This window comes from Azospirillum sp. OGB3, from assembly GCF_014192915.1.
Classification (GTDB): Bacteria; Pseudomonadota; Alphaproteobacteria; order Azospirillales; family Azospirillaceae; genus Azospirillum.
In genome coordinates this window covers 51,117-74,651 of record NZ_JACHYN010000018.1, presented here as the reverse complement: position 1 = coordinate 74,651, position 23,535 = coordinate 51,117, and the positions used below count along the sequence as shown (strand labels likewise).

The following is a 23,535-nucleotide window of genomic DNA, read 5'->3' as shown; positions in this document are numbered from 1 at the left end:
GAAAGCAGTCAGCAAAATAAAAACTGTTCTGCGTCCGAGTAAAACGATAGAATATGTCGCTGTGTTTGACGGAATTCCCACTTAGACAATGAAGCGCAGATATCTGGCTTTGGCCGCCCTTTTCCACCTGACGTTGGCGGGATGCGCGCCGTTCGCTATCCTAATGACGCCCTCCCCGCCGCCTGACTTGCGGCCGTCAGAACGGGCCACGCCGGCTCAGCCGGAGCGGGAAGAGTCCACGGTGCCTGGACAGAACGACCCACCCCCGCCGCTCGGTCGATAGGTGTAGCGGCCCGAGGTCGTTGGCGGGCCGACCCGAGATTGTGGGCGTCGGCTCGCGATCCGTGAGACAAGCCCCCGTTATAGCGGGAGCCCGGCTGCCCGCATCTGCTGGGTCAGTTCCTGCGCGCGGACACCACCCAATCCCCCGCGCAAGAACCGGCGGATCCGCCGGCTTGGCGCCGACTTGGTTGGCCAGGAAGCGCACGTTGTAGCCGTGACGGGTGAGCCGCGGCTCCAGGCCGTCGAGCTTACGCGACAGGCTGCTCTCCACCACTTTCACCGTGACTGGACGACCAGGATGGCCACATCAGCCCATGAGGTAAGAGCTAACTGCGCGTGTCCGTGTTCAGGTGAGACAGCGGCTCCATGTTGCGATGCGCGTTGGCCTCGTCCACCGCCTGGTTGAAGGCGCGGCGCGTGGTCCAAATGTCGTGCCAGAAAGCCGCAAAGCGCAGACCAAGCCACGCTACCAGGGCCGTCGCAATCAGCGCACCCGCGATCACCGTCGCCGCGTGCAACCACGCCAGCACCTGGCTCGCCACGGCCAGGGCCGATATGAAGATGGCCACAGCCAGCAGGCCCAAGCTGTTGCGTCGTCGGTTGTTACGGTAGGACATCGGGCTTCACCTCTCACCGGGAGCATACCCGGAGCGGAGGCCGTCCGACAGAGCGAAGTGGGCCGAACAAAAAGGAGAGCGCCCTGCGGTCAACAGGGCCCGGCGTTCTCACCGTAGGCGCCTTTCGGCAGGCGCCAGTCCGCGGGAGCCACGCGGATCGGCCCGTCGTAGGTGCGGGACATCGCGACGCGTATGGTCTCCGCATCCATGTCATACGCACGGCCGCGGTCGGCGCGCTGGGTGACCGTTTCATCCCGTTGGATGGTGTGCCCCAGCTCGCCTTCCATTCCCGAGATCACGCCGAACATCTCGGGAGCCGCCACGCGCAGGCTGGCCCACTGCGACGGTGAGCCATAGATGCAGCCGGCGCAGGATGCCCGGCCCCAGCCAAGGTGGTAGCACGGATGGGCGACCACCCCGAAGCGCTGGATGATCGCCCAGACCTCTTCGTCACTCCACGCATGCACGGACCGCCAGACATGGACCGTCCGGTTGACGCGTTGGCCGGGAGCGTTGCAGCGGTGGTTCTCAAAGGGGAGGTACTTGGCCCGGTTCGCGCTCTCGGACGCCCGTTCCCCGGTCATCACCAGGACGCGCTTGCCCCGGAACCGCTCTTGATTGTTGATTGCTATGGACATCACATCCACTTTCAAGGAACCACTGCACCAGCGTACGCGCAGGTCGGGGGTGAGTGCTGGCCAGCGCCGCCGGGTCGCGATCTTGCCGCGCTCGCCGCCGGCCACCTTCAGGCCATCGGGTGTTTCGAAGGCCACCGGAGCGATCATGGCATTGTCCTTCAGGAGTTCACGCCTGAAGCCGCCTATGCGCCAGGAGAAATAGATGCGCAGGTTGAACGCTGCGGCGAACTTTCGGCAGTAATCTGCCGTCACTGGCCAATCCATGAAGTTGCCGGCATCCTCCCTGCCATCAATGTCATGGTGCCAAAGCTCAATCTTTTCAGGGTCTACACCGCGTTCTATCAGATCAAGAACCATTGCTATACTGTCCTTACCTCCGCTGAACGCTACGAGAATGTGATCGTAGCGAGCGAGGTCTGGCTCAAAGAACGGAACCGAGACGGGGTCCAGTGTGGAGGCCGGAGCCGGGGCGGATTCGGAGAAGATGTCCAGCGTGTACTGGAACATGGGAGGGCTCCGGGAGTGTGGGGAGGTGGCGAAAGCCGCGCTGATGAGCTTTAATATATCGTACAGAGAGCATGTTTCAATAAAAAAGTGCGATGATTTGATTTTTTATTGGTTTGTTTGGTGCTCTAGTGGATATTGTTCTTAGTGTTTTTTGGTGACATCCATCACCGTCTTGCATCGACAGTGGAGGCACTTTGAATGTCCGAGCAGAACCATGAAGGCCACGCGGATCGATCGGTCCTCGTGCAGATCACTGCCGAGATTGCCTCCGCGTATCTGAGCAACCATACCGTAGCGGTGGCTGGCGTCGCTGAGGTGGTGCGCGCGATCTACGGAGCACTCACCACCGAAAATGCCCTTCCACCGACGCCGGCTGGGCCTCAGCAACCGGCCGTCCCAATCAGGCGCTCGGTGTCGCACGACACGATCGGCTGTCTGGAGTGCGGGCAGAAAAACAAGCTCCTCAAGCGCCACCTGCGCGTTGAGCACAACCTCACACCCGCTGAATACCGGGCGAAATGGGATCTGCCGGCGGAGTACCCGATGGTGGCGCCCGCCTACGCGGCGGCTCGGTCTGAAATTGCAAAGGGCATGGGGCTCGGGAATCTGGCCCGGACCCCCGCGACGGTAGCGCCGGCAAAGCCAGCGGGGCGCGGCCGTGGTCGTGGCAAATCGGCCGCGTAAGGTCGGGGTGGGGCGGCAGAGGTTTAGCCTGCCGCTGCCGTCCCCCAGTAGGTGCTGGCGGTCCCGGCCACTTCGAACAACGCTACGTCCTGGACCATCACCGTCGTTGGCCAGCGCCGGTTCGTGGATTAGCCACGTCTTGCGTTCTTCTCCGAGGCCGGCTCGCGGCTTCCAGCTTGCCCTTTGTCTCGGCCACCAGCCGCTCATGTTCGTGGAACAGGATCAGGGCGGCCTTACCAGTCTCCGTGCGGCGCCATCGGCTTGTGCAGCCGCCAACACCACCCCGTTCGACGACCTCGACATAGCCTCTCAGGTGGGCGACCCGCAGCAGCTCGTACTCGGTGCTGCACCATCCCTGTCGGCGGCCGATGAACTTCGCCATGCTGGCGGACGGCGGTAGGCCTAGATCCGTGAACAGCTGGTGGCCGTCGTTGGTCACGGCCGCCAAACTCAATTTGATGGTCAGGGAGCCGATGCCGGCAGGAACGCTGGTTGTCCAGGTTCGGATAAGCCCGCGCGCCAATAGACGCTTTTCCGGTGCCGACGCTGTGAAGCCAGCGGCGGGCATCCCATGCATGCCGCCGGCGTCGATCCGCATGAGTTGAACGATCTGGGGCGGCGTCAGCTTGTTCATCGTGGGGCGCCGCAGCAGCGCCTCAGGGCGACGTCGAATTCGCTCATGTCACGCCGCGAGCATTGTGTTCAGACCAACAGGATCGATCCGGAGCCCATGGTCGACGAGGACCTGCTCCAGCTTCGCCTGCGCGTCCTTCGGATCGGTATCAGCGTGCCAAACGCTTATGCGGGCCAGGACCCTTTCGCGGCAGTCGGGCGTGGTCTCGACCAGGCTGGACACCACACGCAGGCGTCCGGGATGGATGACGGCGCGGACGGGATCGCGCAGGATTGCCAGCGCCTGGGAGACATCATGTTCGACATCCGTGGAGCCAACGATTGACAGATGCGGCAGCGGCTGGCCACCGTGAGCGCACCAGCGCCAACCATGGTAATCCGACGCACGTTCATGGAGTTCGCGGCACGGTGCGATCCAGCGCGTACGGGCCTCGCCAGATCCGTTCCGGAACCAGATCAGCCACGAATATGAGGTCGCGCTGCTTTTTTTGGCTTCCAGCCGCCCTGAGAACATAGGGACGCGCTCGGCGTGAACGGCGATAATGTCGGGCGGACACTGGCTGAACAGCCGCTCGTAGCGGCCCTGCCCTTCGAGAAAGGCGGTGCGGACGATCACAGCCACGCCGCGGCGGGCGAAGCGGAGCGCGTGGTGAATGAATGCCTCTCCGAGGGTGAACGGTGGGTTCGTGCAGACCCAATCCGGGACCTCGGTTTCATCGGGCGTCCAGCTCAGGAAATCGCGAATGCTGATCGGTTGCTCATAGATGTTTCTGATCCCGTAATCCGCCACATCCGCGACCCGTACATGCGGTGTGAACTCCAACAGCGTCCGAGCGATGTCGCCCGCACCGGCTGCCGGTTCGCAGACTACAGAACCGGCGAGGGCGTCGGCGCCGAGGATTTGATCGACCAGCGCTCGAACCGCCCAGGGCTGGGTGGGGAGGAAGTCAAGTGCGCTCGGGGACGAGCGACGCTGCTCACGGACAGCGGTGTTATACGGAAGGCTGAACGGCATGGACGATGTGGACCTTCCCTGGATGGGGCTAAGCCAGCGTCACGCCCTGGTGGGCGGGCAAGGCAGCGCGCAGCTCGTCAAGCACGCCAAGCCTTTCGGCAATGTCGCGGAGGGCAAGGCTATAGCTGGGATGGGTGCGGCCGGCGCTGAGGTCGCCTTCAGGGTTGCCACCGGGCCACAGCTCCACAAGCGAGCGCACGATCTCGGAGACTTCGTTATTGTGCTTGTACAGGTGTGGAGGAGGGGTGGTCACGTCGCTCATGCGAGCGAGTGGCAGGCGCGTGTTCATATGGCGGGGTCCTTGTTTTGTGCCCAGCGCAGCCAGCGGGCGACGTCGATTGAAGGTCGGTCAGAGTGTTCCAAGTTTGCAGAACCCGGTTTGCGAACGGTTCCGCCGCGATACAGGAGGTAAGGCGCTGCGCCACGTCCTTGGCAATTAGGATGGGCAGTGTGCCCGCCGCCCTGCCCTCACAGGAATAGGGAGCCTTGATGTCCGCCACCGCCTCCGATCGGACCCCGCACTGGCGGCTCAGACGGTTGCTCAGTGGTCTCCTGTTCCTTCCCCGCGGGTGGGAGGGGAACGGCGTCGACGCGCGACTTCACCGGCGCCGCAGTGGGTTCAAGGCCAGGATCGTTGGCTAGGCGCGTCAGGCCGTAGACGCGGCGGACGGCGGTCAGGAAAGCGGTGCCTTCCAGCGTCGGAGCATCGGTGTTCCAGTTCGCGTTGAGCCACAGCCGCGGTCCGAAATGGACGACCGATGCGTGAATTGCTGTCCCGTCAACGTCCACGCGCGTCGAGTAGCCCGGCGTACCGGAGGAGCGGACCAGGGACAATAAAGCCTTGTCGGTGATCTCGGTGCCGCTGACGGGAAACCGCACGCGGCCATCAAAAGAAGCGCGAAGTGCGGCGTCAATGACTTGAGGCTGGGGCGTCATGCTCATAATGGCCTCTGGGCTGCGGGCACGCATATATTTTAGGCCCGTAACGGGCTAATAATCAACTCGTATTCGCCGGTTGCCGCTCCGTTTCCGTAGGCGCTTGAAGGTCACCGCCAATCAGCGCTGTCGCACGCCGCTTCACTGGTCGAAGCACGGATGCCCGGCGTCATGCCGCGACGCCGGGGTGATCACTGCTTGCCGCTCTACGGTGCTCACTCAGCCGCCGTAGCAACCGCCGGCGCGCGGCTGAACGCCCCGTGCATCATGGCGACGCGCAGGCCAGGAGCGTTGTTCAGCGCCTCGACGATCTGCTGGCGGAGGGCGCCGGTCGGATCGATCTGCTTCAGAACATGGGCGAACTGGAGGATCTCCAGGTTCCCAAACGACACCCCACCATCCCACCCCTTGGTGTTGCCGACGAAATCGGGAACATCGAGGGAGATGCGGTCGGTTGTGACGGGAGTGCTCATAGCGGTTGCTTCTCCAGGGGCGGTTCTGGTGTTGGGACTGGCCGTCCGTCAGTATGTGGGAGCGTAGCGGTAGCTGGCTGGCCCGTTCACCCGCTGTTCATCACGGCGCTTGATGGCATCCCAGGCGGCACGGTTGGCCTGCGACTCTTCGATTTTGGCACGGAGCTGCGCAGAACGTTGCATTGCGGAGCGCTGCTCCTCCTTCTGAAGTATCGTCGCACGGGAGCCTTGATATTCGGCGAGCAGGGCTTCGTCGGCCGCAGAGCCGTTCGTGCAGAAGAACTTGGCGGAACCCACCCGTTGGATAGTGTCTCGAGACGCCCGGTTGCTTTCGTTCACCTGGAGGGCGCTGTTCTCCAGAAGGATGGCTTGCCCTCCCTGCTTGCGCTTCTCGCAGTAGACCGTGCCAGCCTTGGTGATCTCCTCCGGAGTGACATAGCGCGGATCGTAGCTGATGCCCAATGTGCCGAACTGGGCGTCGCGACTTGTGACCACCGTCGGCGCCCCTCTGACCACAGGCTGCTCGAAGATATCTTCAAGGCCGGTACTGGAGAGGAGGCGTCGCTGGGCATCGCGTGCCTGCTGTGCAAGGTCCGGGGCGCTCGGCCGGGAGGTCGTGTTGCAGGCTGCCAGGGATATGGTCACGGCGGCGATAGCCAGAGAGCGCAGGGCGACGGTGGGCAGTCTGGTCACGGTCAGGTACTCCAAAATGCGGTGGCTTATGGTTAGCCATTTTTTAGCAGCTTTTGCGACACCAAAAGACGACGAATTCAATCGTCTTTCGTGCTGGCGGGGTGACATTCTCTGTTATTCAGGCAGCTTGAGCGGCAAAGAGGTCGCCTTGCGTGGTGACGGTCTGTGACCGACGCCGAGGCGCTGGCACCACGTTTATCGGCATCGTCATCGTTGCTTTGAGTGCGTTGTGTTCGATGTCGGAGATCGACCGGGCTAGCAGCGCCGAAATCGGGGTGCCCGGCCCCAAGCCGGCATCTTGCAGTCGCTGTGCGTGATCCACCGTCTTCGCCAGTTCGGCGAGGCGGCCAGCGGCAAGAGCGATGGCGCCGAAGCGCAGATAGAATTCCACGGCGACGGACGGCGCAAAGCCTCGCTCATGGTAGAGGTCGAGCAGGCGATCGACCTCAAACTCGAAGATCATCCAGGCCGCTTCCTGATCCACGGAGAATGTCTCCTCTTCCTGATGCTCCACGCAGGTCTGCCCAGTCACCACGGGCATGTCCCGGCCAGGGCGCTCGTAGTAGAGCGTGGTGAGTGGGTCATAGAGAGGATGGAGCATGCGCGCGTTGGGCGGCAACGCGATCCAGCGGCCTTCGGGCATGCGAAGATTGCGGCGATCCTGCGGAGCCTCAACGCTCGGCACTTCGTAGCGCGCCCCCCGCTTGGTCACTTCGCGCCAGATGTGCAGCGCCTCGAACGGGACGGTCGCGCCGTAACGTGCCCACATAAAGTCGATGGCCAGAACCTGTTCCGAGCTGACGAGCTGGAACTGCGGCTTTGCCATGCGAGTGGCCCAGGCGATGTCGGGGTTGCCCGCCGCGGCCGTCTCGCGCATGTAGGGGTCGGACCACGACACGGCCTCGCCGGCATAATGAGCCCACAGATCCTCATCCAATGCGGCGGCGCGCTCCTTCTCGCGGATGTCGATGGTCAGGCAGATGCCCAGCAATTCCTGGACCATGGCGGGGGAGTAAACGTCTGCCTGGATGCGGACGTGTCCCGTCACCGAATCCGTGGTGCGGGCCGTCCACCGACGACGGTCCAGGTCGTACTGCGTGGCGACAAGGAAATTGCGCAGCTCGTTGAGTGGCTTCATCCAGGCGTACTGCGGGTCCTGTAGCATGATGGCCATGCTCTTGTCGGTTCCCCCCGACACCGTGCAAAGCGCACAACCAAATCGACTGCCGCAAGCGGCGGACGCGGCTTTCTCGGACGCCACGACCGGGCATTCGCCTGTGGCCGAGCGGTACAGATCGCGGGTGTCGTCGAAATTCGGGGCGTAGGCCTCCAATGCCCGCCCTTCCCCAGCCATGGCAAGGCACTCCCAGACCTCGTCGGAGGAGAAATCTCCGATCAGTGGCAGTGTCCGCTGGCCGTCGTCGCCGATGGTGACGACGCGGGCAACGTCGCCCCGGGCCTGCATACGGTGCCTGCGGCTGGTCGACTCGTCGAAGCGGACCCCGACGAGAGTGATGACGCTTTCCCGGTCCAGCGAGGCGGCAAGCTCCGAGATGCGGAAGAAATCGGACGGTGCAGCGGAAGAGAGCATGTGCTCGTATTCGGCTTTCAGCTCCGGCACCATTTTGCGCAGCTCTCGTTGGTTGGGGCGCTTCTTCAGTTCGATACTGCAATCCCGGTGCGAAGAATTCGCGAAGGTGACCACCTTGCGACCGCCAAGCACGGCCGTCATCCAGGACGAGGCCAGTGTCGGCTTTCCAATACGCACCCGTAGCGGAATCGCGTGCCGGCGAGCGTAACTCTGCAACATCGAGATCTGGCTCGCTACGTGAGCGTGGATAACAGGGTTCTCAATGCCGGTGTCCGCGGAAAGGACGGTCAGAGGGTGGCGCAACGGATGCTCGCGCACGGCATCGTGGTGGGCTAGCAGCGCGATGGCAAGCATCGCCGTGCTGTCCTTGCCGAAGCTGGCGGCGACGGCCAACGGCACATCCTGTTCGATCAGGTCGCGCACTGCGTGGTAGGCGGCAGCGATCATGTCAACGGTCTTCTGGGAGAAACCGGCGTCCAGCAGCTTGTCGGTCGAGAAAAGAGCGGTCATGGCAGCGCCATTGATTGAGGACTCTATGACAGGAGCCTACTATATCGTACAGGGCGCATCAATCGTAAAAGCCCGTAACGGGCTAAAATCAACGTATACTAAGCGGTTTTTGCAATATTTATTGAGCGTCAAAGTGCGACGACGGAGAAATGTTTGTGATGATCTACCAGCTTCCGAACTAAACAGTGAGCGACGGCATCGCTGCGGTCGATCCACAGATCGCCGACGGATAAGGCGCGGTGATGGTCGTCCCCGGCATGTCCCTCATGTTCGCCACAGATGAGGCCGGTTCATGCCGGCGTGGATGGGTTTGATGTTACAGGCTGACGAGGCTCAGCATCTCCGCGTCGCGCTCGGCCTCCCACCGGCGTGCCAGCGTGTAATTCGCCGTCGTCTCTGGAGGTGCGCAGCGTTCGGCGATTTCCGGAGTCACCGGCACATTGGTGCCGTATTCTTCGCCCGTAAGGGCCGTCACATAGGCCTGCGCATCCAATTCGTTCAGCGCCCAAAACGTGCGAACGGTGCCGTCATGGCTGCAGAGGCGCAGCCAGCGCCCACGGTTATCAACGACGAAGCCCAACGTGTCCGTCTGATACTTCGTGGGGCTAACCATTCTAGAAATGTTGTGTTCGGGTGACATGAGCAATCACAGGTTGCTTCGTGTTAATCCAATGATGCAGCGACAGAGGTTAACGAGTTCATTCGTGCATGGCGCTTTCGTAGTGCCGGCGCCCAGATCGCACGGCCGGTCATGACGTGAGCGCCACACCTCAGGGGACCTACCCGCACGTCACGTGCGGGATGCCCCTATCGCTCTGGACGGCGGCAGCGTGGTCAGAGGCTTGGCGCATACGCTTTAGGTGACAACGCTGACGGCCCCAGTGGGGAGGGTATGACGGCGGAAATCGGGACGGTCGTCGAACCGCATGCCAGATTGGTCGACATAGGAGAGCATCACGTCCGACGCGATGAATCGCCGTCCCAGATCCAGCGCGACCTTGCCGGTGGTGTTGGATCCGCACATGGGGTCGTGGACCATATCGCCGGGCTTCGTAGTGAGCAGAATGATCCGCTTGGGCACTTCCTCGCTGAACCGTGCCGGGTGCGGCTGGACGCCGGCGGCGCGGCAGCGGCGGCTGTAGCGGTCGTTGCCGGGAGCGCCGGCGGCGACGATCAGGTTGCCCGGCAGCGGGCCGTCGCCGGTGGGCGCGAAAGCCTGTTCGTTGATGTCGTAGCCCGATGGACGGCGATTGCGTCCCCGCTTCTGCGCGGCTTCCCAGCCGTCGATCGTCCGCTGGCTGTAAGGCTCGGGAGGCAGCCGGCGCGTGTCCCAATCCGGGTGTGGGGTCTTGGACAGCAGCAGGATGTGCTCCAGCGTGTTCCGCGGGCGCACGCGGCGCTTCGCCGTCCATTCAATATGCCCGAGGCGTGTCGGACTATGCCAGCGCATCCGGCCAGCGAGGAACATGCCATGCGTGTCGATGGCGTCCAGGGTGTAACGCTCAACGTAAGGGCTGAGGCAGGGCGTCCCTCCCACGAACACATCGCCGAGGTTGAGGGCCAGTGTGCCATCGTCGGTCAAGAGCTCGCGCCAAAGCGTCGTGAGCCGGCTCATCCAGGACAGCCACTCAGGGACGGACAATTTGCCGTAGGCGCGGTTGACGACAGGATATGGCGGCGACGTCAGGATCAAGTTCAAGGAGCCCCGCTCAATGGCCGACGCGCAATCCTCCGCGTGGCCCCACAGGGCAAGGCCCCCATCCAGGGTGTAAACGAGGACGGTTATGCCCCGGCGGGCTTTTTGGAGCTTTGCATAGCCCGGATCGGCCAGTTCCCAGATTCCGCGTTCGCCATTGTGGATGAGGCCTTGCATGACTGCAGTCTGCCGCGCCCACCTGACCGCCTGCCGGAAGACGTTGTAGGTCTGCCCATCGGCGCATTGCCTGGTCTCTTCGAGCAGGGGCGCTGGCACGTCCAGTCGAGCGGCCAGCCGCTCGTACAGCTCACCGGGTCGGGCTCGTCCGCCCAGGGTGTCGATTTCCTCCAGCAGCGGAAGCTGCATGAGTCCCTGCAGCGAGGGCTTGGGTGTCATGGCGCTGGCCTCGGCCTCGCTCCGGCGTCCGCGCTCGACGCGGCGGACTCGCGCCTTCAGAGCGCCAGGAGACGGGCTGTTGACCAGCCCTCCTTTGTTGTCGTGTGTCGGCATTCCTGGGGCTTTCCTCAGAACAATGAGAACTGACCGCGCTTGTCCACGGCCCAGACCGGTGCGGAGGCGGCGGCCACCAGCTCCGCCGGAGGGAGGTCAATCTTTGGCGCGGCCTGATCCTCCTCGATGTCGTGGGTGGGCCGTGGAGCGGCTGCGCTATGCACCTCCAGCTTCGGCGCGTCATTCTTGTCGCCGGTCTCCTTGTCCTCGACCTGGCCAAGAAGCTTCAAGAGCACGGTGGGCGGGCGCATGGAGAAGCCGGGGCCGCCGGGGAGGGCGTTGACGAAGGCGGTCCATGCGGCGAGGTCGACGGCCTTGCCACGCTGGTGCAGCCGTGCGAGCAGGCGGCACGTCAGGGCGCAGAGGCCGTGGTAGGCCTGTGCGCGTTCGACCAGCAGCTCGGTGGTCCAGTGCGAGCCGGGGTTGGCCGGCTTGGCGTGTCCCGGCTTCAGGAAGGGCTCCAGCGCCTGCGTCGCGGTGGCGATCTCCCGCAGCAGTCTGTCCTGGTCTGCCGGCGGCGCGAGGTAGGCGTGGTTGACGGCGGCGGAGATTGCGCCTTCGAGTGAAACGAAATCCGAAAACCGCTGGTCTAGGGTGCGGCCTTTGGGCGACATCGCCTTCGCTTCACGCAGCCGCTGAAGCGCGGAAGCCCGCTGCCTGTCCGCCTCCCGGGCGATGTCCTCAAGCGCGGCAGGGGACGGAAGCGACTGCCCATAGTGAGACCAGTATCCGGTCGAAGAAACCGGACAGTAGCCGAAGTGGATGGCGTGCAGCGCCTGGTCAGCGACGTGCAGGGGAATGCCACGGACAAGCACAGCCTTCGCGGGGACATTTTCCCCGGCGACGGGGGGCGGGACCATGCGGGAGAACTGCGTGGAAGCGGCCATGATACAAGCCTCTTTGCGCTAAAGCCGCAGGCTCAGCCTCGGCGGGACAACGGGGAAAAATTACCCTTGCGCTCGTCGCAGGTCAAGGGGTATAGCGGGGCTGTCGAGGAAAAATTCCCCGCACCTTCCTGCCCGCCCCCGAGGTTCTGTCGATGGCTATGCTCGTCCGTCCCCTGCCCTTCCGTGCCCCTCAAGCGCCTGCCCGGTCTCGTGCGCAACGTCGCAACGGAATGCGGCGCGCGCAGCCGCGAACTGAAAGTCACGGCAGGCAATTTTCACTGTCATTAAAGTCCACAGCTGACGATGAGCTTGATGTTGACCTCTTCGCGGGAGGTGGTGGCGCATCTGAAGGAATAGAGCAGGCGCTTGGAAAGCCCGTCGATCTAGCGGTTAACCACGATGCAGCCGCTATTGCCATGCATGAGATTAACCATCCGAGAACGGAGCATTTTCATAGCGACGTATACGAAGTGGAACCACATATAGTATGCCGTGGAAGAAGTATACGCAACCTGTGGGCCTCACCAGATTGTCGGCATTTTTCTAAAGCTTCTGGCAAATCACTTCGTAGCCCGAAGATTAGAGGGTTGATGTGGGTTGTCATTAAATGGGCACGACTGCCAGAATGGCAGCGACCGAAGGTTATTTACGTCGAGAATGTTTCTGAAATGCTTACGGCTGGACCTACGCTGGATGAGCCGATCCTGTACCCATTCCCGGATGGCTCTGCTGTGGCACCGGATAGTCTGAGTGAGCCGGTCAAGTCGCTTCAAGGGCTCTATTTTCGGCAATGGCAGGGCGAACTGGAGCGGCTCGGCTACCAGCTGGAGTTCCGCTCCTTGCCAGCCCATCATTACGGCGTTCCGACAATCCGGACCCGCCTGTTCATCGTTGCTCGCCGCGATGGGCTCCCAGTCGTCTGGCCGGAGCCGACGCATGGCGACCCGCGCTCCGACGAGGTGCGCTCGGGCCAGTTGAAGCCCTACACTTGGGCGTCTACCTGCATTGACTTCTCCTTGCCGACCAGGAGCATCTTTGGGCGGACGAAACCGCTTGTGGACGCCACATTGGATCGGCTGGCCCACGGCACCCATCGCTTCATGATCGCCTCGTCCATGCGCGACGGTCATGAACCTTTTGTCGCTACGCTCAACCACGCCGGTAAGGGATTCCGGGGCTTCGCCTCGACCGAACCGGCCAAGACGATCACCGCAGCCCGCGATGCCCACGGGCTCGTGATGGCGACGACAACCCAGATCACGCAGCGCGGCAGCCGCTCCATCAAAGTTCGCGATCCGCGCGGGCCGCACCCGACGATCGTCACCAAGAACGAGAGTGCTCTGCTGACCGCCCAGGCTCGCCCGCTGTCGGACAGGGGGCCTACCAATGTCGCCTACCTCGCTCAGCACAACACCGGTGAGATCGGGCACAGCCTGCGAGGCCCCGCCTCCACCATCACGACCACGGGCAGCCACCAGCAGCCGGTGCTCGCTGCCCTCCAACGGCTCCCTGGTAACAGCATCGGGCCGGATACGAAGGAAGCGCCCGGGACAGCCGAAACGCGCAACGCCCAGGGGCTGCACGGCGCCCACATTGTGGTGTTGAAGGGCACCTGCAAGGACGGCAGGCCCCTCGACCGGCCGGCGCCCGCGGTTCTAGCGTCAGGGATGCACCAAGGGCTCGTCCAAACGCGGCTTGAACCTGTTGGTGCTGCCGTCCTCGGCGAGGTGGTTCCCTTCGAAGACGCCCTTCTGACCGCGGTCCCCAAGCGCCTGCATGAGCAGGTTCGCGCCGTACGGCGGTTCCTGGCCCGCGTTGATTGGAAGAACACGCGCGGCCTGCGCAAGCTGCCGCCCGCTGAACCTGACGCCTTCCTGACCGCGCTCGCCGCCCAGCTCGGCTACGATGGCCCCGCCACCGATCTGCCGCACCTTCTTGGCCTGTGCCGCGTGAATGGCGGGTGGTTCCAGATCGTCGATTTGTCGATGAGGATGCTGGTCCCCCAGGAACTGAAGCTCATTCAAGGGTTCCCGCCGGAATACGTCATCGACCGCACGTCCAACGGCCGGACGCTGACCCAGGAGCAGCAGATTGCGCGCATCGGCAACAGCGTGTGTCCGGAGTTGGCCCGTGTCCTGGTGGCGGCAAACTCCCCGCCGCGCCGCCGGCAGGAGCTGGCCGCCTAAGGGCGGTCCCCTCCCCCTCTTCTCTAACCACCGAACATGAACGAGGAAATGACGATGAACCGCAGTTCGCGCCCTGAGGTCCGAAACCCGATCCTGGCCCTGCCTGCCACCGCCCGCCTGCTCGACCTTCCACCTGAAGTCCGGCTCATTCTCGCGCAGGTTCTGCGTGACCTGTACCAGGATGCGAAGGTCAGGGCCGATAAGTCGTGGGCGAGCAAGAAGGGGCCCTTGGCCGTCTACTGGAAAGCTGTCGCCGTCTACGCTCTGCACATTAGCCGCGCTGTGCGACCAACCAGGGCCGAGCTTCGCTCGCGTGTTGTCGATCTGAAAGTGGCGGCGTAAACCTGTGGCCGGCCCGGCACGTCGTCGGGGAGACCGAGGACAAGACGACATGAGCAGCAAGCCGCCGGAATCTGGTACCGACGCTGAGCATGGCTGGGGCGCCATGACGCCCGAGGCGTTCAACGATTGGATGGATGCCATGGGGTACAGGACGCGGGAGGAAGCGGCGGAAGCGTTGGGACTGTCGGTGGACTCCATCAAGCACTACAAAACCGGTCGTCGCAGCAGCGACGGAAAGCCGGTGGTGTATCCGCTCACCTTGGCACTTGCGTGTTCGGCGCTCTACCATCGTCTTCCGGCCTGGTCAGGCCGGCGGATGTGGGCTTACCAAACGCCCCGATCCGACCGGCGATGACACGGTGTATCCAGTGGCCTGTTTCGAACGGTCGCCGAGTATGTCAGCCGTTGGCCAGCCGTACCTCGCTGCTTTTCTCGCCGCCGGCCGAGCGCGTTGCCACGGCCGGCCGCGGGCTGCAGAAGTGACAGGCTGCCGGCAGCTTCTGGTCCGCGTGTGCCAGAAATTCCCGACCACAGGAGCAGAGTTGGAACGTGAGGGTGCGGCAGCGCATCTCGCGCGCCAGCACCCACGCCCGGAGAACGGTTTCGGTCTGCTTGGCGTCGTCGCGGGCCGCGAGATGAAGGTCATGCGCAAACATCAGCGCCTCGATATCGATCCGACGATAGGCGGCCGGTCCGGCTAGGCGCAGGTAGTGGGCCAGGAAGCTGGTCGCGCGGGCTGCGGCTTCCGGTGTGGCGATCAGATCAAGCGCCTTCGGAAGGGGCGGAGGCGGCGGCGGAGGCGCGTTGTGCGCCTGTTGGTACAGTTCGTCCACCGTCTCTGCGGGAAGGCCCGTCTGGATGCGAATGAGGGCGACCGGGAAGTGCCGCAATGCCATTCGGGCAGCCAAATCAAACGTCTCCATGTCGTTCACCGACGTCGAGGTGTTCTTGAGGCTGGGTTGCATATCCGACAGTCCTTGTCCTTAAGTGCAGCTCTAAAGGATCGCGAAGTGTGATCAGAGCTACAGAATTACGGGCGTGAAGGGAGAAAAATCGACTGAGCGATTCGCGGGATCACTGATATCGTAGTCGAGGTCATGCTGGTTGGTGGTGTGTCGCATAGCGTATACCCGAAGGAACGTCGGGAAATCGACGTCATCGCAAAGGCATGGCTGCGCGAAATCATAGAGGCTCCGGATGAAATCCGGCGTTTTCTTGCCAGCTTGGGTCGCGATGTTGTCCAGTGCTGACCAGAAATCATCTTCAAGCTGGATGATGGTCGCATCGCCTCGGATCGTCACGCGTCGACTGGATTTGGTAACCGGTAGAATCATTGCCTTCGTCGTATATCTGTTCGAATTTCGTTATAACTCAAACGATAATCGAAAGGGTGTGAACCTATTCACACCGATTGCACCTATCGGTTAGAGTTGCGGCGGGTGTGACTTTTGATTGTGTGAGCAGGAGTCGATGTGACCAGTCTGAGCGGCATGCAGATGGCGACGCTGCGCCGGACCGACGTGTTCTCCGTGCTGGATGAACAGAGCCTGCAGTCGTTGGCCGAGATCGGATCCGTCGTACGGAAGAAGCGGGGCGAAACCCTGTTCAATTCCGGTGATTTGCCGGACGGCCTCTACGTCGTCCTGGATGGCGAACTCGGCGTGTACGCGAACGGTCGGGACGGCAACGTCCTCATGTTGAACGTCCTTCGGCGCGGATCGGTGATCGGCGACATCGCGGTTATGGATGGGAAGGAGCGCACGGCAACGGTGCGCGCCCACACCAAGGCGGAGTTGTTCCTCGTGCTTCGGGACGACTTCCTGCGCTACCTGGAACAGTTCCCGCGGGTGTGCCTGCGCTTTGCCACCGTCTTGGCCGAACGCTGCCGTTACGTCAGTTCCAACATGGAAACGATGTTCCTATTGAATGGGGTGCAGCGGGTAGCGATGGCACTGTTGAGCATGGCCAGCAACGGAACTCCCTTCGACGGCGGCCGGCGAATTCGGGAACCCATAAATCAGTCGTCTTTGGGGATGAGGCTCGGGCTCACCCGGGAGTACGTGAACAAAACGATGCGGGCGTTCGCCTCAGAGGGGCTGATCGATTACGACGCGGGCTATGTGACCGTTCTGAACGAGGACGGTCTTCGTGGGGTGGTGGACGGTGTCGCGGCAAGGAAGGACGGCCCCTCACCACCACAGGGGTGATGAAGGGCCGATGGGAGGCTCAGGGCGTTGACAGGACGTCCTGTTCCGACGCCAGCGCCTCCTGCATTGCCTGCTTGCCCAGGACCTTCGGAGGGGGCCTGGACGGCAGGTAATCGATCCTGAATTTTAAGTTGGGCTGGTCGTCGCCCCGGTCCAGTTCGTCGCCGATCTCGTCGGCGATGAAGCGGGCCCCTTCCAGAGCTGACCCTTCGTTCAGGGCATACTGGAGTACCTCGGTAACCCACGAAGGAGCCTCGCCCGCGACCAGTCGCCAGCCGCTGATCCATCGGTCACCGATGTTGACCAACCGCGGGACTGCGATCATGGGGATGTTCGCCACCTGGCCTTGGCGCGGGCCGTCGATCCACGTGACGTGAAGCACTGGCTGCACGACATCGAGGATGCCCTGCAACGGGCCGTCGTCTCCGATCGGGCCGCAGTCGCCGCCGTCCCAGCTCGTATCGACGAGCCGAGCCATGATCGAATCGCGCCAGACGCCATCCAGGTGGAAGCAGGTGAAGCCATCAGACGTGACGAAACGTCGGACGGCTTCTTGTGGAGTGCACATCGAAAGTCCTCCTTGGACGGAGAGCACGCCATTTCCCGATGGGGAGGCGTGCTCCCCTTGGGATTGGGATGATGATGGTCAGGCCGCTTTCGCCAAGCGAAGCAGCTTGCTGGTGTCGGGCAGTTGGGGTTTACGCTCCGGAACGTATTCCCGGATGATCCGGCGGAGTGCATCCAGCGAGTGCGCATAAAGGGCATCGACCACGGGGCACGAGCCTTTGCCACTCAGCTCGGGCATGCCGAGCGCAGCCAGTTCCCGCATCGCGCGCAGAAATGAAATGCGATGCATGCGGTAAAGAAACACGATGGCGTACGCACGGGCGCGGGGGTTTTCCTCATTCAGCATGGGGACCTCCAATAGCAGGCGCACGATGCCCCCTCGGGGCATTGTCGCCCCGGTGGGGTTGAAGGGCGCTGCCGGCGGGACCGGTCAGCGCTTTCGCAGGTAGGGGGAGCAGAGATCCATCACGCGGTGGCACATCGGCAGGTTCATGAAGCCGATGTGGCAAACCGATTGATCGATCCCAAGTTGCTCGCGTAGCCAGGCGTAGCCTGCCTTCCGTGCAGCTCCGTAATGGCGGGGGCTTCCGCCCTTCCTCACAGCCTTGCGTTTCCAAAGCTCGTCAAACGCGCTGTGAGCAGCCGCCTTGGCGAGCCGCAGTTGCCGGTTGGCAATGCGGCCGAGTGCCTTGCGGGTGCCGGGATGACACCCAACCCAACCGCACCCCAAGGGGCAACGGTAAATGGGGCCGTAGTTCTTCCCGTAAATTTCCGAGCTGTCGACGAGCAGCTCGGTTGGCATTCCACAGTACGAGCAGAGCAGCCAGCCGTCGGAACCTTACTGTTCGACGTGGACATCGGACAAATCCGCGGATTGGCCGATCAGGGAGCGGCCATGCCTGCACGCAGCCTCTTCAGCCGGGAACGGACCGAAGTTGTGGACGATGTGCCCGTGGGCACCTGTGACGTAGCCAAACCACTCCCCTCGACCGAGGGGGTCTTCGTCCTGGTAGACGGTGAGCTTTGCCATGTTCCTCTCCTCTCGATGCGGAGGGGAGATCGCCCCATTGGGGAGATTCTCCCCAATGGGTGTTGTGGACCTGATGGTTGGTCAGGCCGCTGCCTTCGCAAGCCGTTGCGTGTGCAGCCGGAGGCGGCATCGTCCGCGATCCAGCCAAGCCCGCGCGAAGTCGAGGTCCAACGTGAAGCCGCGGTGGCCGTCCATACCGGCGCCGGTGACCGAGAAGCCATTCCAGCTTGAGCATGAGTGGTCGAAGAAAGCCCAATAACCATCAAGCTCAAGCTGCAGGAGGTCCCCTGCCTCGGCGACGCCGCCGGTGCCGACCGGCAGGTCGGTCCGGATCAGGTCCCGGAACTTGGCTTCCAGCGTTCCAACACGGAACAGCACGTCGGCCGCCCGGTCTGTAGGTGACCGTTCCCATTCAATGACCTCTTCGATCTGAACAGGATGGCCAGCCCAAAAGCCGTGAGCCTGGAGCCAATTCCGCGCTGACAACTCGGCGCAGTAGGCCCGCATTGGGCCGCCGATCGCCTGGTAGTCGAACATGACCAATGAGGCGGGAACGCCCTTCAGGGTCAACTTTTTCATCGCGATACCTCCTCGGACGATGGGGACGGAGTGCGCCCCCGCCGGGGAGCGCACCCGGTTGGGTTGATGGTTGTCGAGACGCTGGGGGCGTCGTCAGGCTATCGCCCATTCGCCGACCGCGATCTGCGTGAACAGCTCGCGGTTCTGGTTGAGGGTTTGCCGGACTTTTGCCTGCCAGTGCGGATTCTTCGACAGCTTGTCGGGCGCCGCTTGCGCCACTGCCTCGTAGAGCCTGGACAGCGGGGCCTGCCCCCCAAGCTGCATAAGGACCGCTTTCACGACATTCTTCCAGGTTCCGCTCAATCGAGCATACTGCTGGTGTGCGAGATTGCTAAGCAAGACCAGGATGGATGATGCCTTCTTCTGCCAGAGAAGGATGTACTCGTGCAGAATGAATGGCAAAGCCATGCGGCCATAAGCTTTTGCGTCTGACTGACAGTTGTGCTGTTGCTTGATCAACACAGCGGCCAGCTCGTCCCGCGGCATTCTGGCAATCATCTCGGCTTGGTAGGAGGTGTACATCCCCCGCCGTCGCCAGTCTCCGATGATCGTGCCGTAGTAGCCGCCGGGGGCGGTGGCGTCGCGCTGGTTCAGAAGGACGAGCTGCATCTTCTCGTGAAACTCGTCATCGGAACTGCAGCGCGACAGATCGTCGGGATGCGGAGCGTCACCCCAGACGTTGCCGGAGTAGACGATCATGCTCCCGTAAGGTGGGTGCGACAGCACCAGATCCGCCGGCTTGCCTACGGCTTGCAAAATGCTGTGCCGCACAGCGTTGAAGCCGGAGTGCAGATCCAAGCCATAGGCTTCGATCCCCATTTCTCGAGCCACCTCGATCGAGGTTCCGCTGCCCGACATTGGATCCACGAAAGCCTTGGGCCGAAGCCGCTGGAACAGGTCCAGATAAACGTAACCGGAACAGTTGCCACGCCACGCCGCTTTGCCCCATGAGCCGCGGTCAGGAAAGCTGAGAATGCTCACGTTCTCCTCCTAGAGGTGGAACGCCTCCACCGGGAGCGTTCCCGGTTGGGGTTGAGGTTTGTGCCGGCGCGTCACGCCGGCTTAGGTTGGAACCAATCAGGAGACCGGAGCGGTTGCCGGGTACTTGCGATAGGTCCGTTGGCGCGTGCTCGGGAGGACCCGGTGGCGGAAAATATGATTCCAGCCATCAGCCCCCTCGAAGGTGCCGTGGTACTGCCAGCTCTCGCCGGTGATGGCGTCCAGGCAGACCGGGTCGCCGAACTCTGCAATCAGGGCCGCCCAGGCTTCCTCCCAGGCCGGTGAACCGGGCTGTGCAGTGAAGCCGGGAGGCTCTGCTTTGTCATCCAACGAGAGCATCAGTTCTCTCCTTCTCGACGGTGGGCGCGGGCTCCAGGGGTGCCGGCGTGCCGGTGTCCTTGGATGTGGTCGGATCGTCGTCAAACGTTGGCAGTTCAGAGTCCTCAAGCGCATCGCAGTCGAGGAGCACGTATTCGCAGGCCAACTGCCGCGCCCGATCAAGGATGTTCAGCAGGGTCTGTGGCACTGCATAATCCCTTAAGCTCTCGGGGGTCGGCACATAGATGAACCAGCCGTAGGTCGTCGGGTAGCTCACCACCCCTTCCCCATCCTGGTCCAGGTACGTTCGGGCTTCTTCATCCAAGTGGGATGTCGAAAGGTCCAGAAAGCTGCGGATGTATCCTGGTGCTGGATAAACCAGACCGGCGGCAGTCGTGTCGACGGTCGGCTGGAAGCCGCGGGCCGAGTCAGACAGGTGACCCATCCTTCCAGTGGCCAGCTGCTCCAGCTCTGCCGCGTGCGATGTGACAAAGCGCTCGGCTCGCGCCACAGCCGCACGATTGTTCGCGTCATCAAACCCCGGTGCCATGCGGGCCAGGGCGAATACGGTTTCCAAGCAGGCCTTCATGAGGGTGACCTCGCTGATGTTGTGGTTGAACAATGGCAGCAAGGGACAGCCCTCCCCTGCAGGGACGGATGTCCCTTGCGGGGTGTGGTTGCTTGAACGAAGTCCGGCGCGAGGCCGTGTCAGTGCGTGGTGTCGCGCGCTGACACCTCGGACCGGTAAGCGTCCGCTAGGCGGGATGCCTCACGAGCACAGTGCTCGTAATGCCCTTTTCCAGGATCATCCTCGCCGGTGTAGGCGGGATGCCAATCCCACTGGTGGACATGCTCCCAGGCGGCATCCTCCGCGCACACCGCTGCCGCATGGCCGGCCAATAGGTCGTCCATCGCGAGAATGGGGATTGCAGCGATCTCCGCGTCCAGGGCGGCGCGCTTGGCGGCGCAAGCAGCGGCTTCCGCCTCCTCCTCGCGATGATACTTCACGGCCTGTTCAGCGAGGTGCAGCTCCAGCCAGAAATCTTCCAGGAGGGAGTTCAGGACCTTGCTTCGGGCCACGAAGGGACGCGATAGGCTGCAGTCGACCGTAGCCACCCATTCCCGGGTGAGGGGATCGAAGGCAACGGTCCAGGCGATGGTATCACCGTGATCGGTTGTTACCGATCCATGGGCGGTGACGTCGGGTCCGAGACGGCCGAAAGCGCCGAGGCGGCGGTTCAGCACAGTTCGATATAGCTTGAGCTGGTTCGTACTCAGGCTCTGCATCGTCGCTCTCCAATGTCGGGATCGGACATGAGGAAGCGAGGAGGCCGATTCATCCCCTGAGCGGAGAGGAAGTCCTCCCCGCGGGGTAGTGGTTTCTGTGCAGTCGTTGGGTCTATGAGGTCATACGAAACACAAACTTCTCGACGGCATAAATGATGCCGATCATTGCCCCGAGAACAGTGATCGTTTTCCAGATCTGACCGTTCATAATCTTCATGAGGTCCAGTCCCATGGAACGGATCTCGGAAGTGAGTTTGGCCTCCAAGAGGTCAATGCGGGCGTTGACACGATGCTCCGTCATCTCAATTTTATGATCGAGAGCCGTCACCTTAGTGTCTAGAGTTCCCACCTTTGTATCCAAGGCATTCACCTTGGTATCCAAGGTGGTCACCTTAGTATCCAGTGCACCCATTTTGCGGTCTAAAGCGTCCACGCCCTGCCTAAGATCGGCTACTGCAGCGTCCATGTCGGCCCTCTCCCGCGTGAACTCCGTCAGCAACTCCCGCATAGCCTTTGTAAAAATCTCAGCTTTCGGGGCGCCGCCGGAACGAAGCGTTTTCTCATAATCGAACAGCCTGTCAGCAGACATGGTATCACAACTCCCTTTGGAAAATAGGAGGGGTTGAGGCCCAGAAGCGGGCCTACTGGGGCGTTCGAGGAGACGCAATTTTCCCCTGGCTGGGGAGCGAGTCTCCCCGACGGGGTTGATGGCGGCGATGCCGCCGGCGCTGCGGTGCTGGACCGCAGCATGCGTGCTGGTTGTTTAAGGACCCCAACTAGGTCCCCAGCCGAAGCCAGTCACTTTGCCTCGCTGCAACATGCAAGCGGTGCTAAGTGCGGTCAATGTACCGCGCCGACACCGGGCGCGATAGGGCGGAATGACGGCGTTTTTCCGCGTCTTTTGGCCGCGCCGAGTGGGTTTATTGACGGCGCGAGCTGCTGAAAAAGAAGCCCCTTTCGGTGGCGAGAGAAATGCAGGTGGTGCTGTTCCCGACGTCGATCCGGAAGTGCTCCGGCGTGGCGTAGGCGCTACGTGCCCAGCGGCCGACATACCTCCGCCCGTCGGGCATCTCCTGCACCTGGAGATCCGTCACGAACTCCAACGCCACGATCACGCGGCCGTTCTGAAAGCAGACCAGCTCGGCATCGGAAAACCTCCCATCCATGGGGGCCGCGTGAGCGCTGGCGGTCGATAACATCAGCGTTGCTGCAACGATCGTGATGTTGATCATTCGCATGATGGCCTCCCGTGCCTGCTTGCCAGTGTTCAACACGGATGACAGGCACTCGGACCTCGCCCCTCATCCGTGCTGCACGGGAGGTTCCGGTACACTCCAGGCAGTTCGCCCTGGATCGAAACCGGTGGCATTCAGCGCCAGCGCGGCGAAATACCAGGCTGAGCCAGACGCTTAGTCGTTCCCTACTGCCCTAGGGTAAAGGCCGCGGTCGGATCAAGGCCTCTGGGGGGCGACATCCACGTGGCGGCGGACCGAGTGCTCGCTCAGAGCACCACCGCGACCGAGCGGCTCAGGCCCTTGCCGTTTTCCGTTCGCGCACGATGGAGGCGAAGCAGGATCGCACCAGGTACCGGTCGTGCTTCAGCTCGATCGGGCGGAGTGTGAACAGGACGCTCGCCATCGCCTGATAGAATTGCATGTAGGACCAGTTCAGCCCGGCACCCAGGACGGCGCCGGTGATGGGAACGGCCTGCAGCGCGACCTTCGGCACCACCGCGCCGGTGTAGCGGACGGCAACACGAGTGATGACGTCGGCCAGCTCCATGGTGCCCATCCGGGTGGCCAGCCCGACGGCACCGACCCGCGTGGCGAAGAACGCGAGGTCCGCGTCGTCGTCGTCGTCGAGGGGGCCCCCGTAGGCGAATGCCTCCACGCAGGTGGCCTGCACCTCGACATCATCGAGGTTTGCGCCTTTCGAGCGGGCGACGTCGGCGATCGACCGCAGGATGGTGACCGTGGTGACCGGCAGTTCCACCAGCACCGCCGGCAAGCCGAAGAACCCGCTGACGCCACCGGACACGGCGGCCAGCGCGCCGTACCACCGGCGCGACGCCTCGCGTCCGGCCTCCTTGTCCATCCCACTCAGCGCGGCCTGCTGCGCATATTCCAGCGCCTCCCGCACCTTGTCCGTCACCACCTGCCTGAAGCCTTCCGGCAGTCTGTCGAGCCCCTGCTCGATCGTGCTTCCCAGGGTCGACATCAGGGTGATCAGCGCGCCCTGCGCGGCGAGATACTCGTCCGCCGCGCGGACCAGGGCGTCGTACTCATCATCGTTGAGCAGAGCGCAGGTGTTGGTCTGGCGGGCAAGCAAGGCGCCTTGTGGCATCGTAC

31 protein-coding genes are annotated in these 23,535 nt (G+C 62.8%); 5 read left to right on the top strand and 26 right to left on the bottom strand.

Going from position 1 to position 23,535, the window contains the following annotated elements; genetic code table 11:
• Positions 1-608: 608 nt before the first annotated feature.
• Both FHW79_RS26765 and FHW79_RS26760 read right to left on the bottom strand, forming a co-directional pair.
• The gene (locus FHW79_RS26765) at positions 609-899 is read right to left on the bottom strand and encodes a hypothetical protein (RefSeq protein ID WP_149650900.1); all 291 of its coding nucleotides are present in this window, start codon (positions 897-899) and stop codon (positions 609-611) included.
• Positions 900-988: 89 nt separating this feature from the next.
• Positions 989-2,044: a phosphoadenosine phosphosulfate reductase family protein gene (locus FHW79_RS26760; protein WP_183181726.1), complete on the bottom strand. Its 1,056-nt coding sequence runs from the start codon at positions 2,042-2,044 to the stop codon at positions 989-991.
• Between the two features lie 198 nt (positions 2,045-2,242).
• Here FHW79_RS26760 and FHW79_RS26755 point away from each other — a divergent pair, with 198 nt between their 5' ends.
• Complete coding sequence (locus tag FHW79_RS26755) at positions 2,243-2,728, top strand: MucR family transcriptional regulator (RefSeq protein ID WP_183181725.1); 486 nt, start codon at positions 2,243-2,245, stop codon at positions 2,726-2,728.
• Positions 2,729-2,825: 97 nt separating this feature from the next.
• Here FHW79_RS26755 and FHW79_RS26750 read toward each other — a convergent pair whose 3' ends face one another.
• From FHW79_RS26750 to FHW79_RS26705, 10 genes are all read right to left on the bottom strand, one after another.
• Positions 2,826-3,362, bottom strand: a complete 537-nt coding sequence (locus FHW79_RS26750) for a hypothetical protein (protein ID WP_183181724.1) — start codon at positions 3,360-3,362, stop codon at positions 2,826-2,828.
• A gap of 48 nt (positions 3,363-3,410) precedes the next feature.
• The gene (locus FHW79_RS26745; RefSeq protein ID WP_183181723.1) at positions 3,411-4,376 is read right to left on the bottom strand and encodes a hypothetical protein; all 966 of its coding nucleotides are present in this window, start codon (positions 4,374-4,376) and stop codon (positions 3,411-3,413) included.
• A 28-nt stretch (positions 4,377-4,404) separates the two neighbouring features.
• Positions 4,405-4,665, bottom strand: coding sequence for a hypothetical protein (locus FHW79_RS26740; RefSeq protein WP_183181722.1), 261 nt, complete (start codon positions 4,663-4,665; stop codon positions 4,405-4,407).
• A 179-nt stretch (positions 4,666-4,844) separates the two neighbouring features.
• Positions 4,845-5,318 carry a hypothetical protein gene (locus FHW79_RS26735; RefSeq protein ID WP_183181721.1) on the bottom strand — a complete coding sequence of 158 codons (474 nt, stop codon included), beginning with the start codon at positions 5,316-5,318 and terminating at the stop codon, positions 4,845-4,847.
• A 209-nt stretch (positions 5,319-5,527) separates the two neighbouring features.
• A complete protein-coding gene (locus tag FHW79_RS26730) occupies positions 5,528-5,785 on the bottom strand; it encodes a hypothetical protein (RefSeq protein WP_183181720.1) in 258 nt (85 codons plus the stop codon).
• A gap of 48 nt (positions 5,786-5,833) precedes the next feature.
• Positions 5,834-6,586 (bottom strand): hypothetical protein, encoded by a 753-nt coding sequence (locus FHW79_RS26725; protein WP_183181719.1) that lies wholly within the window; start codon positions 6,584-6,586, stop codon positions 5,834-5,836.
• Between the two features lie 10 nt (positions 6,587-6,596).
• On the bottom strand, positions 6,597-8,579 hold the full coding sequence (locus FHW79_RS26720; protein WP_183181718.1) for a hypothetical protein: 1,983 nt from the start codon (positions 8,577-8,579) through the stop codon (positions 6,597-6,599).
• A 316-nt stretch (positions 8,580-8,895) separates the two neighbouring features.
• Positions 8,896-9,159, bottom strand: a complete 264-nt coding sequence (locus tag FHW79_RS26715; RefSeq protein ID WP_211108503.1) for a hypothetical protein — start codon at positions 9,157-9,159, stop codon at positions 8,896-8,898.
• Positions 9,160-9,435: 276 nt separating this feature from the next.
• Entirely contained in the window at positions 9,436-10,785 is a 1,350-nt protein-coding gene (locus tag FHW79_RS26710) for a site-specific DNA-methyltransferase (RefSeq protein WP_211108502.1), read from the bottom strand.
• A 14-nt stretch (positions 10,786-10,799) separates the two neighbouring features.
• A complete protein-coding gene (locus FHW79_RS26705) occupies positions 10,800-11,672 on the bottom strand; it encodes a hypothetical protein (RefSeq protein WP_183181716.1) in 873 nt (290 codons plus the stop codon).
• Between the two features lie 152 nt (positions 11,673-11,824).
• Here FHW79_RS26705 and FHW79_RS26700 point away from each other — a divergent pair, with 152 nt between their 5' ends.
• From FHW79_RS26700 to FHW79_RS26690, 3 genes are read left to right on the top strand one after another with little or no spacing between them, the layout of a single operon-like run.
• Positions 11,825-13,858 carry a DNA cytosine methyltransferase gene (locus tag FHW79_RS26700; protein WP_348984282.1) on the top strand — a complete coding sequence of 678 codons (2,034 nt, stop codon included), beginning with the start codon at positions 11,825-11,827 and terminating at the stop codon, positions 13,856-13,858.
• Positions 13,859-13,912: 54 nt separating this feature from the next.
• Positions 13,913-14,200 (top strand): hypothetical protein, encoded by a 288-nt coding sequence (locus FHW79_RS26695; RefSeq protein ID WP_211103733.1) that lies wholly within the window; start codon positions 13,913-13,915, stop codon positions 14,198-14,200.
• A 49-nt stretch (positions 14,201-14,249) separates the two neighbouring features.
• On the top strand, positions 14,250-14,555 hold the full coding sequence (locus FHW79_RS26690; protein WP_211108501.1) for a hypothetical protein: 306 nt from the start codon (positions 14,250-14,252) through the stop codon (positions 14,553-14,555).
• 43 nt (positions 14,556-14,598) lie between these two features.
• On the opposite strand, the gene FHW79_RS26685 is transcribed toward FHW79_RS26690, so the two are convergent.
• Positions 14,599-15,165, bottom strand: coding sequence for a FlhC family transcriptional regulator (locus tag FHW79_RS26685; protein ID WP_183181714.1), 567 nt, complete (start codon positions 15,163-15,165; stop codon positions 14,599-14,601).
• A gap of 57 nt (positions 15,166-15,222) precedes the next feature.
• Positions 15,223-15,534, bottom strand: a complete 312-nt coding sequence (locus FHW79_RS26680) for a ribbon-helix-helix domain-containing protein (RefSeq protein ID WP_183181713.1) — start codon at positions 15,532-15,534, stop codon at positions 15,223-15,225.
• A gap of 138 nt (positions 15,535-15,672) precedes the next feature.
• Between FHW79_RS26680 and FHW79_RS26675 the strand changes: the two genes are divergently transcribed.
• Positions 15,673-16,407: a Crp/Fnr family transcriptional regulator gene (locus FHW79_RS26675; protein WP_183181712.1), complete on the top strand. Its 735-nt coding sequence runs from the start codon at positions 15,673-15,675 to the stop codon at positions 16,405-16,407.
• A gap of 19 nt (positions 16,408-16,426) precedes the next feature.
• Here FHW79_RS26675 and FHW79_RS26670 read toward each other — a convergent pair whose 3' ends face one another.
• The 12 genes from FHW79_RS26670 to FHW79_RS26615 all read right to left on the bottom strand — a co-directional run bounded on the left by FHW79_RS26670 (position 16,427) and on the right by FHW79_RS26615 (position 23,530).
• On the bottom strand, positions 16,427-16,975 hold the full coding sequence (locus tag FHW79_RS26670; RefSeq protein ID WP_183181711.1) for a hypothetical protein: 549 nt from the start codon (positions 16,973-16,975) through the stop codon (positions 16,427-16,429).
• A gap of 78 nt (positions 16,976-17,053) precedes the next feature.
• Entirely contained in the window at positions 17,054-17,320 is a 267-nt protein-coding gene (locus FHW79_RS26665) for a hypothetical protein (RefSeq protein ID WP_183181710.1), read from the bottom strand.
• Positions 17,321-17,404: 84 nt separating this feature from the next.
• Complete coding sequence (locus FHW79_RS26660) at positions 17,405-17,797, bottom strand: zinc-finger-containing protein (protein WP_183181763.1); 393 nt, start codon at positions 17,795-17,797, stop codon at positions 17,405-17,407.
• A gap of 15 nt (positions 17,798-17,812) precedes the next feature.
• On the bottom strand, positions 17,813-18,004 hold the full coding sequence (locus FHW79_RS26655; protein ID WP_183181709.1) for a hypothetical protein: 192 nt from the start codon (positions 18,002-18,004) through the stop codon (positions 17,813-17,815).
• Between the two features lie 81 nt (positions 18,005-18,085).
• Complete coding sequence (locus FHW79_RS26650; protein WP_183181708.1) at positions 18,086-18,583, bottom strand: hypothetical protein; 498 nt, start codon at positions 18,581-18,583, stop codon at positions 18,086-18,088.
• A 93-nt stretch (positions 18,584-18,676) separates the two neighbouring features.
• Positions 18,677-19,564, bottom strand: coding sequence for a hypothetical protein (locus tag FHW79_RS26645; protein WP_183181707.1), 888 nt, complete (start codon positions 19,562-19,564; stop codon positions 18,677-18,679).
• 96 nt (positions 19,565-19,660) lie between these two features.
• Positions 19,661-19,921, bottom strand: a complete 261-nt coding sequence (locus tag FHW79_RS26640; RefSeq protein ID WP_183181706.1) for a hypothetical protein — start codon at positions 19,919-19,921, stop codon at positions 19,661-19,663.
• Positions 19,905-20,531, bottom strand: a complete 627-nt coding sequence (locus FHW79_RS26635; protein ID WP_183181705.1) for a hypothetical protein — start codon at positions 20,529-20,531, stop codon at positions 19,905-19,907. The genes FHW79_RS26640 and FHW79_RS26635 overlap by 17 nt, the downstream gene beginning before the upstream one ends.
• Before the next feature lie 77 nt (positions 20,532-20,608).
• Positions 20,609-21,187 (bottom strand): hypothetical protein, encoded by a 579-nt coding sequence (locus FHW79_RS26630; RefSeq protein ID WP_183181704.1) that lies wholly within the window; start codon positions 21,185-21,187, stop codon positions 20,609-20,611.
• Positions 21,188-21,299: 112 nt separating this feature from the next.
• The gene (locus FHW79_RS26625) at positions 21,300-21,776 is read right to left on the bottom strand and encodes a hypothetical protein (protein WP_183181703.1); all 477 of its coding nucleotides are present in this window, start codon (positions 21,774-21,776) and stop codon (positions 21,300-21,302) included.
• 331 nt (positions 21,777-22,107) lie between these two features.
• Positions 22,108-22,419 (bottom strand): hypothetical protein, encoded by a 312-nt coding sequence (locus FHW79_RS26620; protein ID WP_183181702.1) that lies wholly within the window; start codon positions 22,417-22,419, stop codon positions 22,108-22,110.
• A 295-nt stretch (positions 22,420-22,714) separates the two neighbouring features.
• Complete coding sequence (locus FHW79_RS26615) at positions 22,715-23,530, bottom strand: EcsC family protein (protein WP_183181701.1); 816 nt, start codon at positions 23,528-23,530, stop codon at positions 22,715-22,717.
• Positions 23,531-23,535 lie beyond the last annotated feature (5 nt).

Excerpts from the sequence above, each read along its gene's own strand:
- FHW79_RS26685 (WP_183181714.1), bottom strand. The coding sequence starts at position 15,165 with ATGCAACCCAGCCTCAAGAACACCTCGACGTCGGTGAACGACATGGAG.
- FHW79_RS26640 (WP_183181706.1), bottom strand. The coding sequence starts at position 19,921 with ATGCTCTCGTTGGATGACAAAGCAGAGCCTCCCGGCTTCACTGCACAG.
- FHW79_RS26720 (WP_183181718.1), bottom strand. The coding sequence starts at position 8,579 with ATGACCGCTCTTTTCTCGACCGACAAGCTGCTGGACGCCGGTTTCTCC.
- FHW79_RS26765 (WP_149650900.1), bottom strand. The coding sequence starts at position 899 with ATGTCCTACCGTAACAACCGACGACGCAACAGCTTGGGCCTGCTGGCT.
- FHW79_RS26760 (WP_183181726.1), bottom strand. The coding sequence starts at position 2,044 with ATGTTCCAGTACACGCTGGACATCTTCTCCGAATCCGCCCCGGCTCCG.
- FHW79_RS26625 (WP_183181703.1), bottom strand. The coding sequence starts at position 21,776 with ATGTCTGCTGACAGGCTGTTCGATTATGAGAAAACGCTTCGTTCCGGC.
- FHW79_RS26730 (WP_183181720.1), bottom strand. The coding sequence starts at position 5,785 with ATGAGCACTCCCGTCACAACCGACCGCATCTCCCTCGATGTTCCCGAT.
- FHW79_RS26665 (WP_183181710.1), bottom strand. The coding sequence starts at position 17,320 with ATGCTGAATGAGGAAAACCCCCGCGCCCGTGCGTACGCCATCGTGTTT.
- FHW79_RS26745 (WP_183181723.1), bottom strand. The coding sequence starts at position 4,376 with ATGCCGTTCAGCCTTCCGTATAACACCGCTGTCCGTGAGCAGCGTCGC.
- FHW79_RS26750 (WP_183181724.1), bottom strand. The coding sequence starts at position 3,362 with ATGAACAAGCTGACGCCGCCCCAGATCGTTCAACTCATGCGGATCGAC.
- FHW79_RS26620 (WP_183181702.1), bottom strand. The coding sequence starts at position 22,419 with ATGATCAACATCACGATCGTTGCAGCAACGCTGATGTTATCGACCGCC.
- FHW79_RS26705 (WP_183181716.1), bottom strand. The coding sequence starts at position 11,672 with ATGGCCGCTTCCACGCAGTTCTCCCGCATGGTCCCGCCCCCCGTCGCC.
- FHW79_RS26755 (WP_183181725.1), top strand. The coding sequence starts at position 2,243 with ATGTCCGAGCAGAACCATGAAGGCCACGCGGATCGATCGGTCCTCGTG.
- FHW79_RS26725 (WP_183181719.1), bottom strand. The coding sequence starts at position 6,586 with ATGTCACCCCGCCAGCACGAAAGACGATTGAATTCGTCGTCTTTTGGT.
- FHW79_RS26695 (WP_211103733.1), top strand. The coding sequence starts at position 13,913 with ATGAACCGCAGTTCGCGCCCTGAGGTCCGAAACCCGATCCTGGCCCTG.
- FHW79_RS26690 (WP_211108501.1), top strand. The coding sequence starts at position 14,250 with ATGAGCAGCAAGCCGCCGGAATCTGGTACCGACGCTGAGCATGGCTGG.
- FHW79_RS26740 (WP_183181722.1), bottom strand. The coding sequence starts at position 4,665 with ATGAACACGCGCCTGCCACTCGCTCGCATGAGCGACGTGACCACCCCT.
- FHW79_RS26630 (WP_183181704.1), bottom strand. The coding sequence starts at position 21,187 with ATGCAGAGCCTGAGTACGAACCAGCTCAAGCTATATCGAACTGTGCTG.
- FHW79_RS26650 (WP_183181708.1), bottom strand. The coding sequence starts at position 18,583 with ATGAAAAAGTTGACCCTGAAGGGCGTTCCCGCCTCATTGGTCATGTTC.
- FHW79_RS26735 (WP_183181721.1), bottom strand. The coding sequence starts at position 5,318 with ATGAGCATGACGCCCCAGCCTCAAGTCATTGACGCCGCACTTCGCGCT.
- FHW79_RS26655 (WP_183181709.1), bottom strand. The coding sequence starts at position 18,004 with ATGGCAAAGCTCACCGTCTACCAGGACGAAGACCCCCTCGGTCGAGGG.
- FHW79_RS26710 (WP_211108502.1), bottom strand. The coding sequence starts at position 10,785 with ATGCCGACACACGACAACAAAGGAGGGCTGGTCAACAGCCCGTCTCCT.
- FHW79_RS26700 (WP_348984282.1), top strand. The coding sequence starts at position 11,825 with ATGGCTATGCTCGTCCGTCCCCTGCCCTTCCGTGCCCCTCAAGCGCCT.
- FHW79_RS26670 (WP_183181711.1), bottom strand. The coding sequence starts at position 16,975 with ATGTGCACTCCACAAGAAGCCGTCCGACGTTTCGTCACGTCTGATGGC.
- FHW79_RS26615 (WP_183181701.1), bottom strand. The coding sequence starts at position 23,530 with ATGCCACAAGGCGCCTTGCTTGCCCGCCAGACCAACACCTGCGCTCTG.
- FHW79_RS26680 (WP_183181713.1), bottom strand. The coding sequence starts at position 15,534 with ATGATTCTACCGGTTACCAAATCCAGTCGACGCGTGACGATCCGAGGC.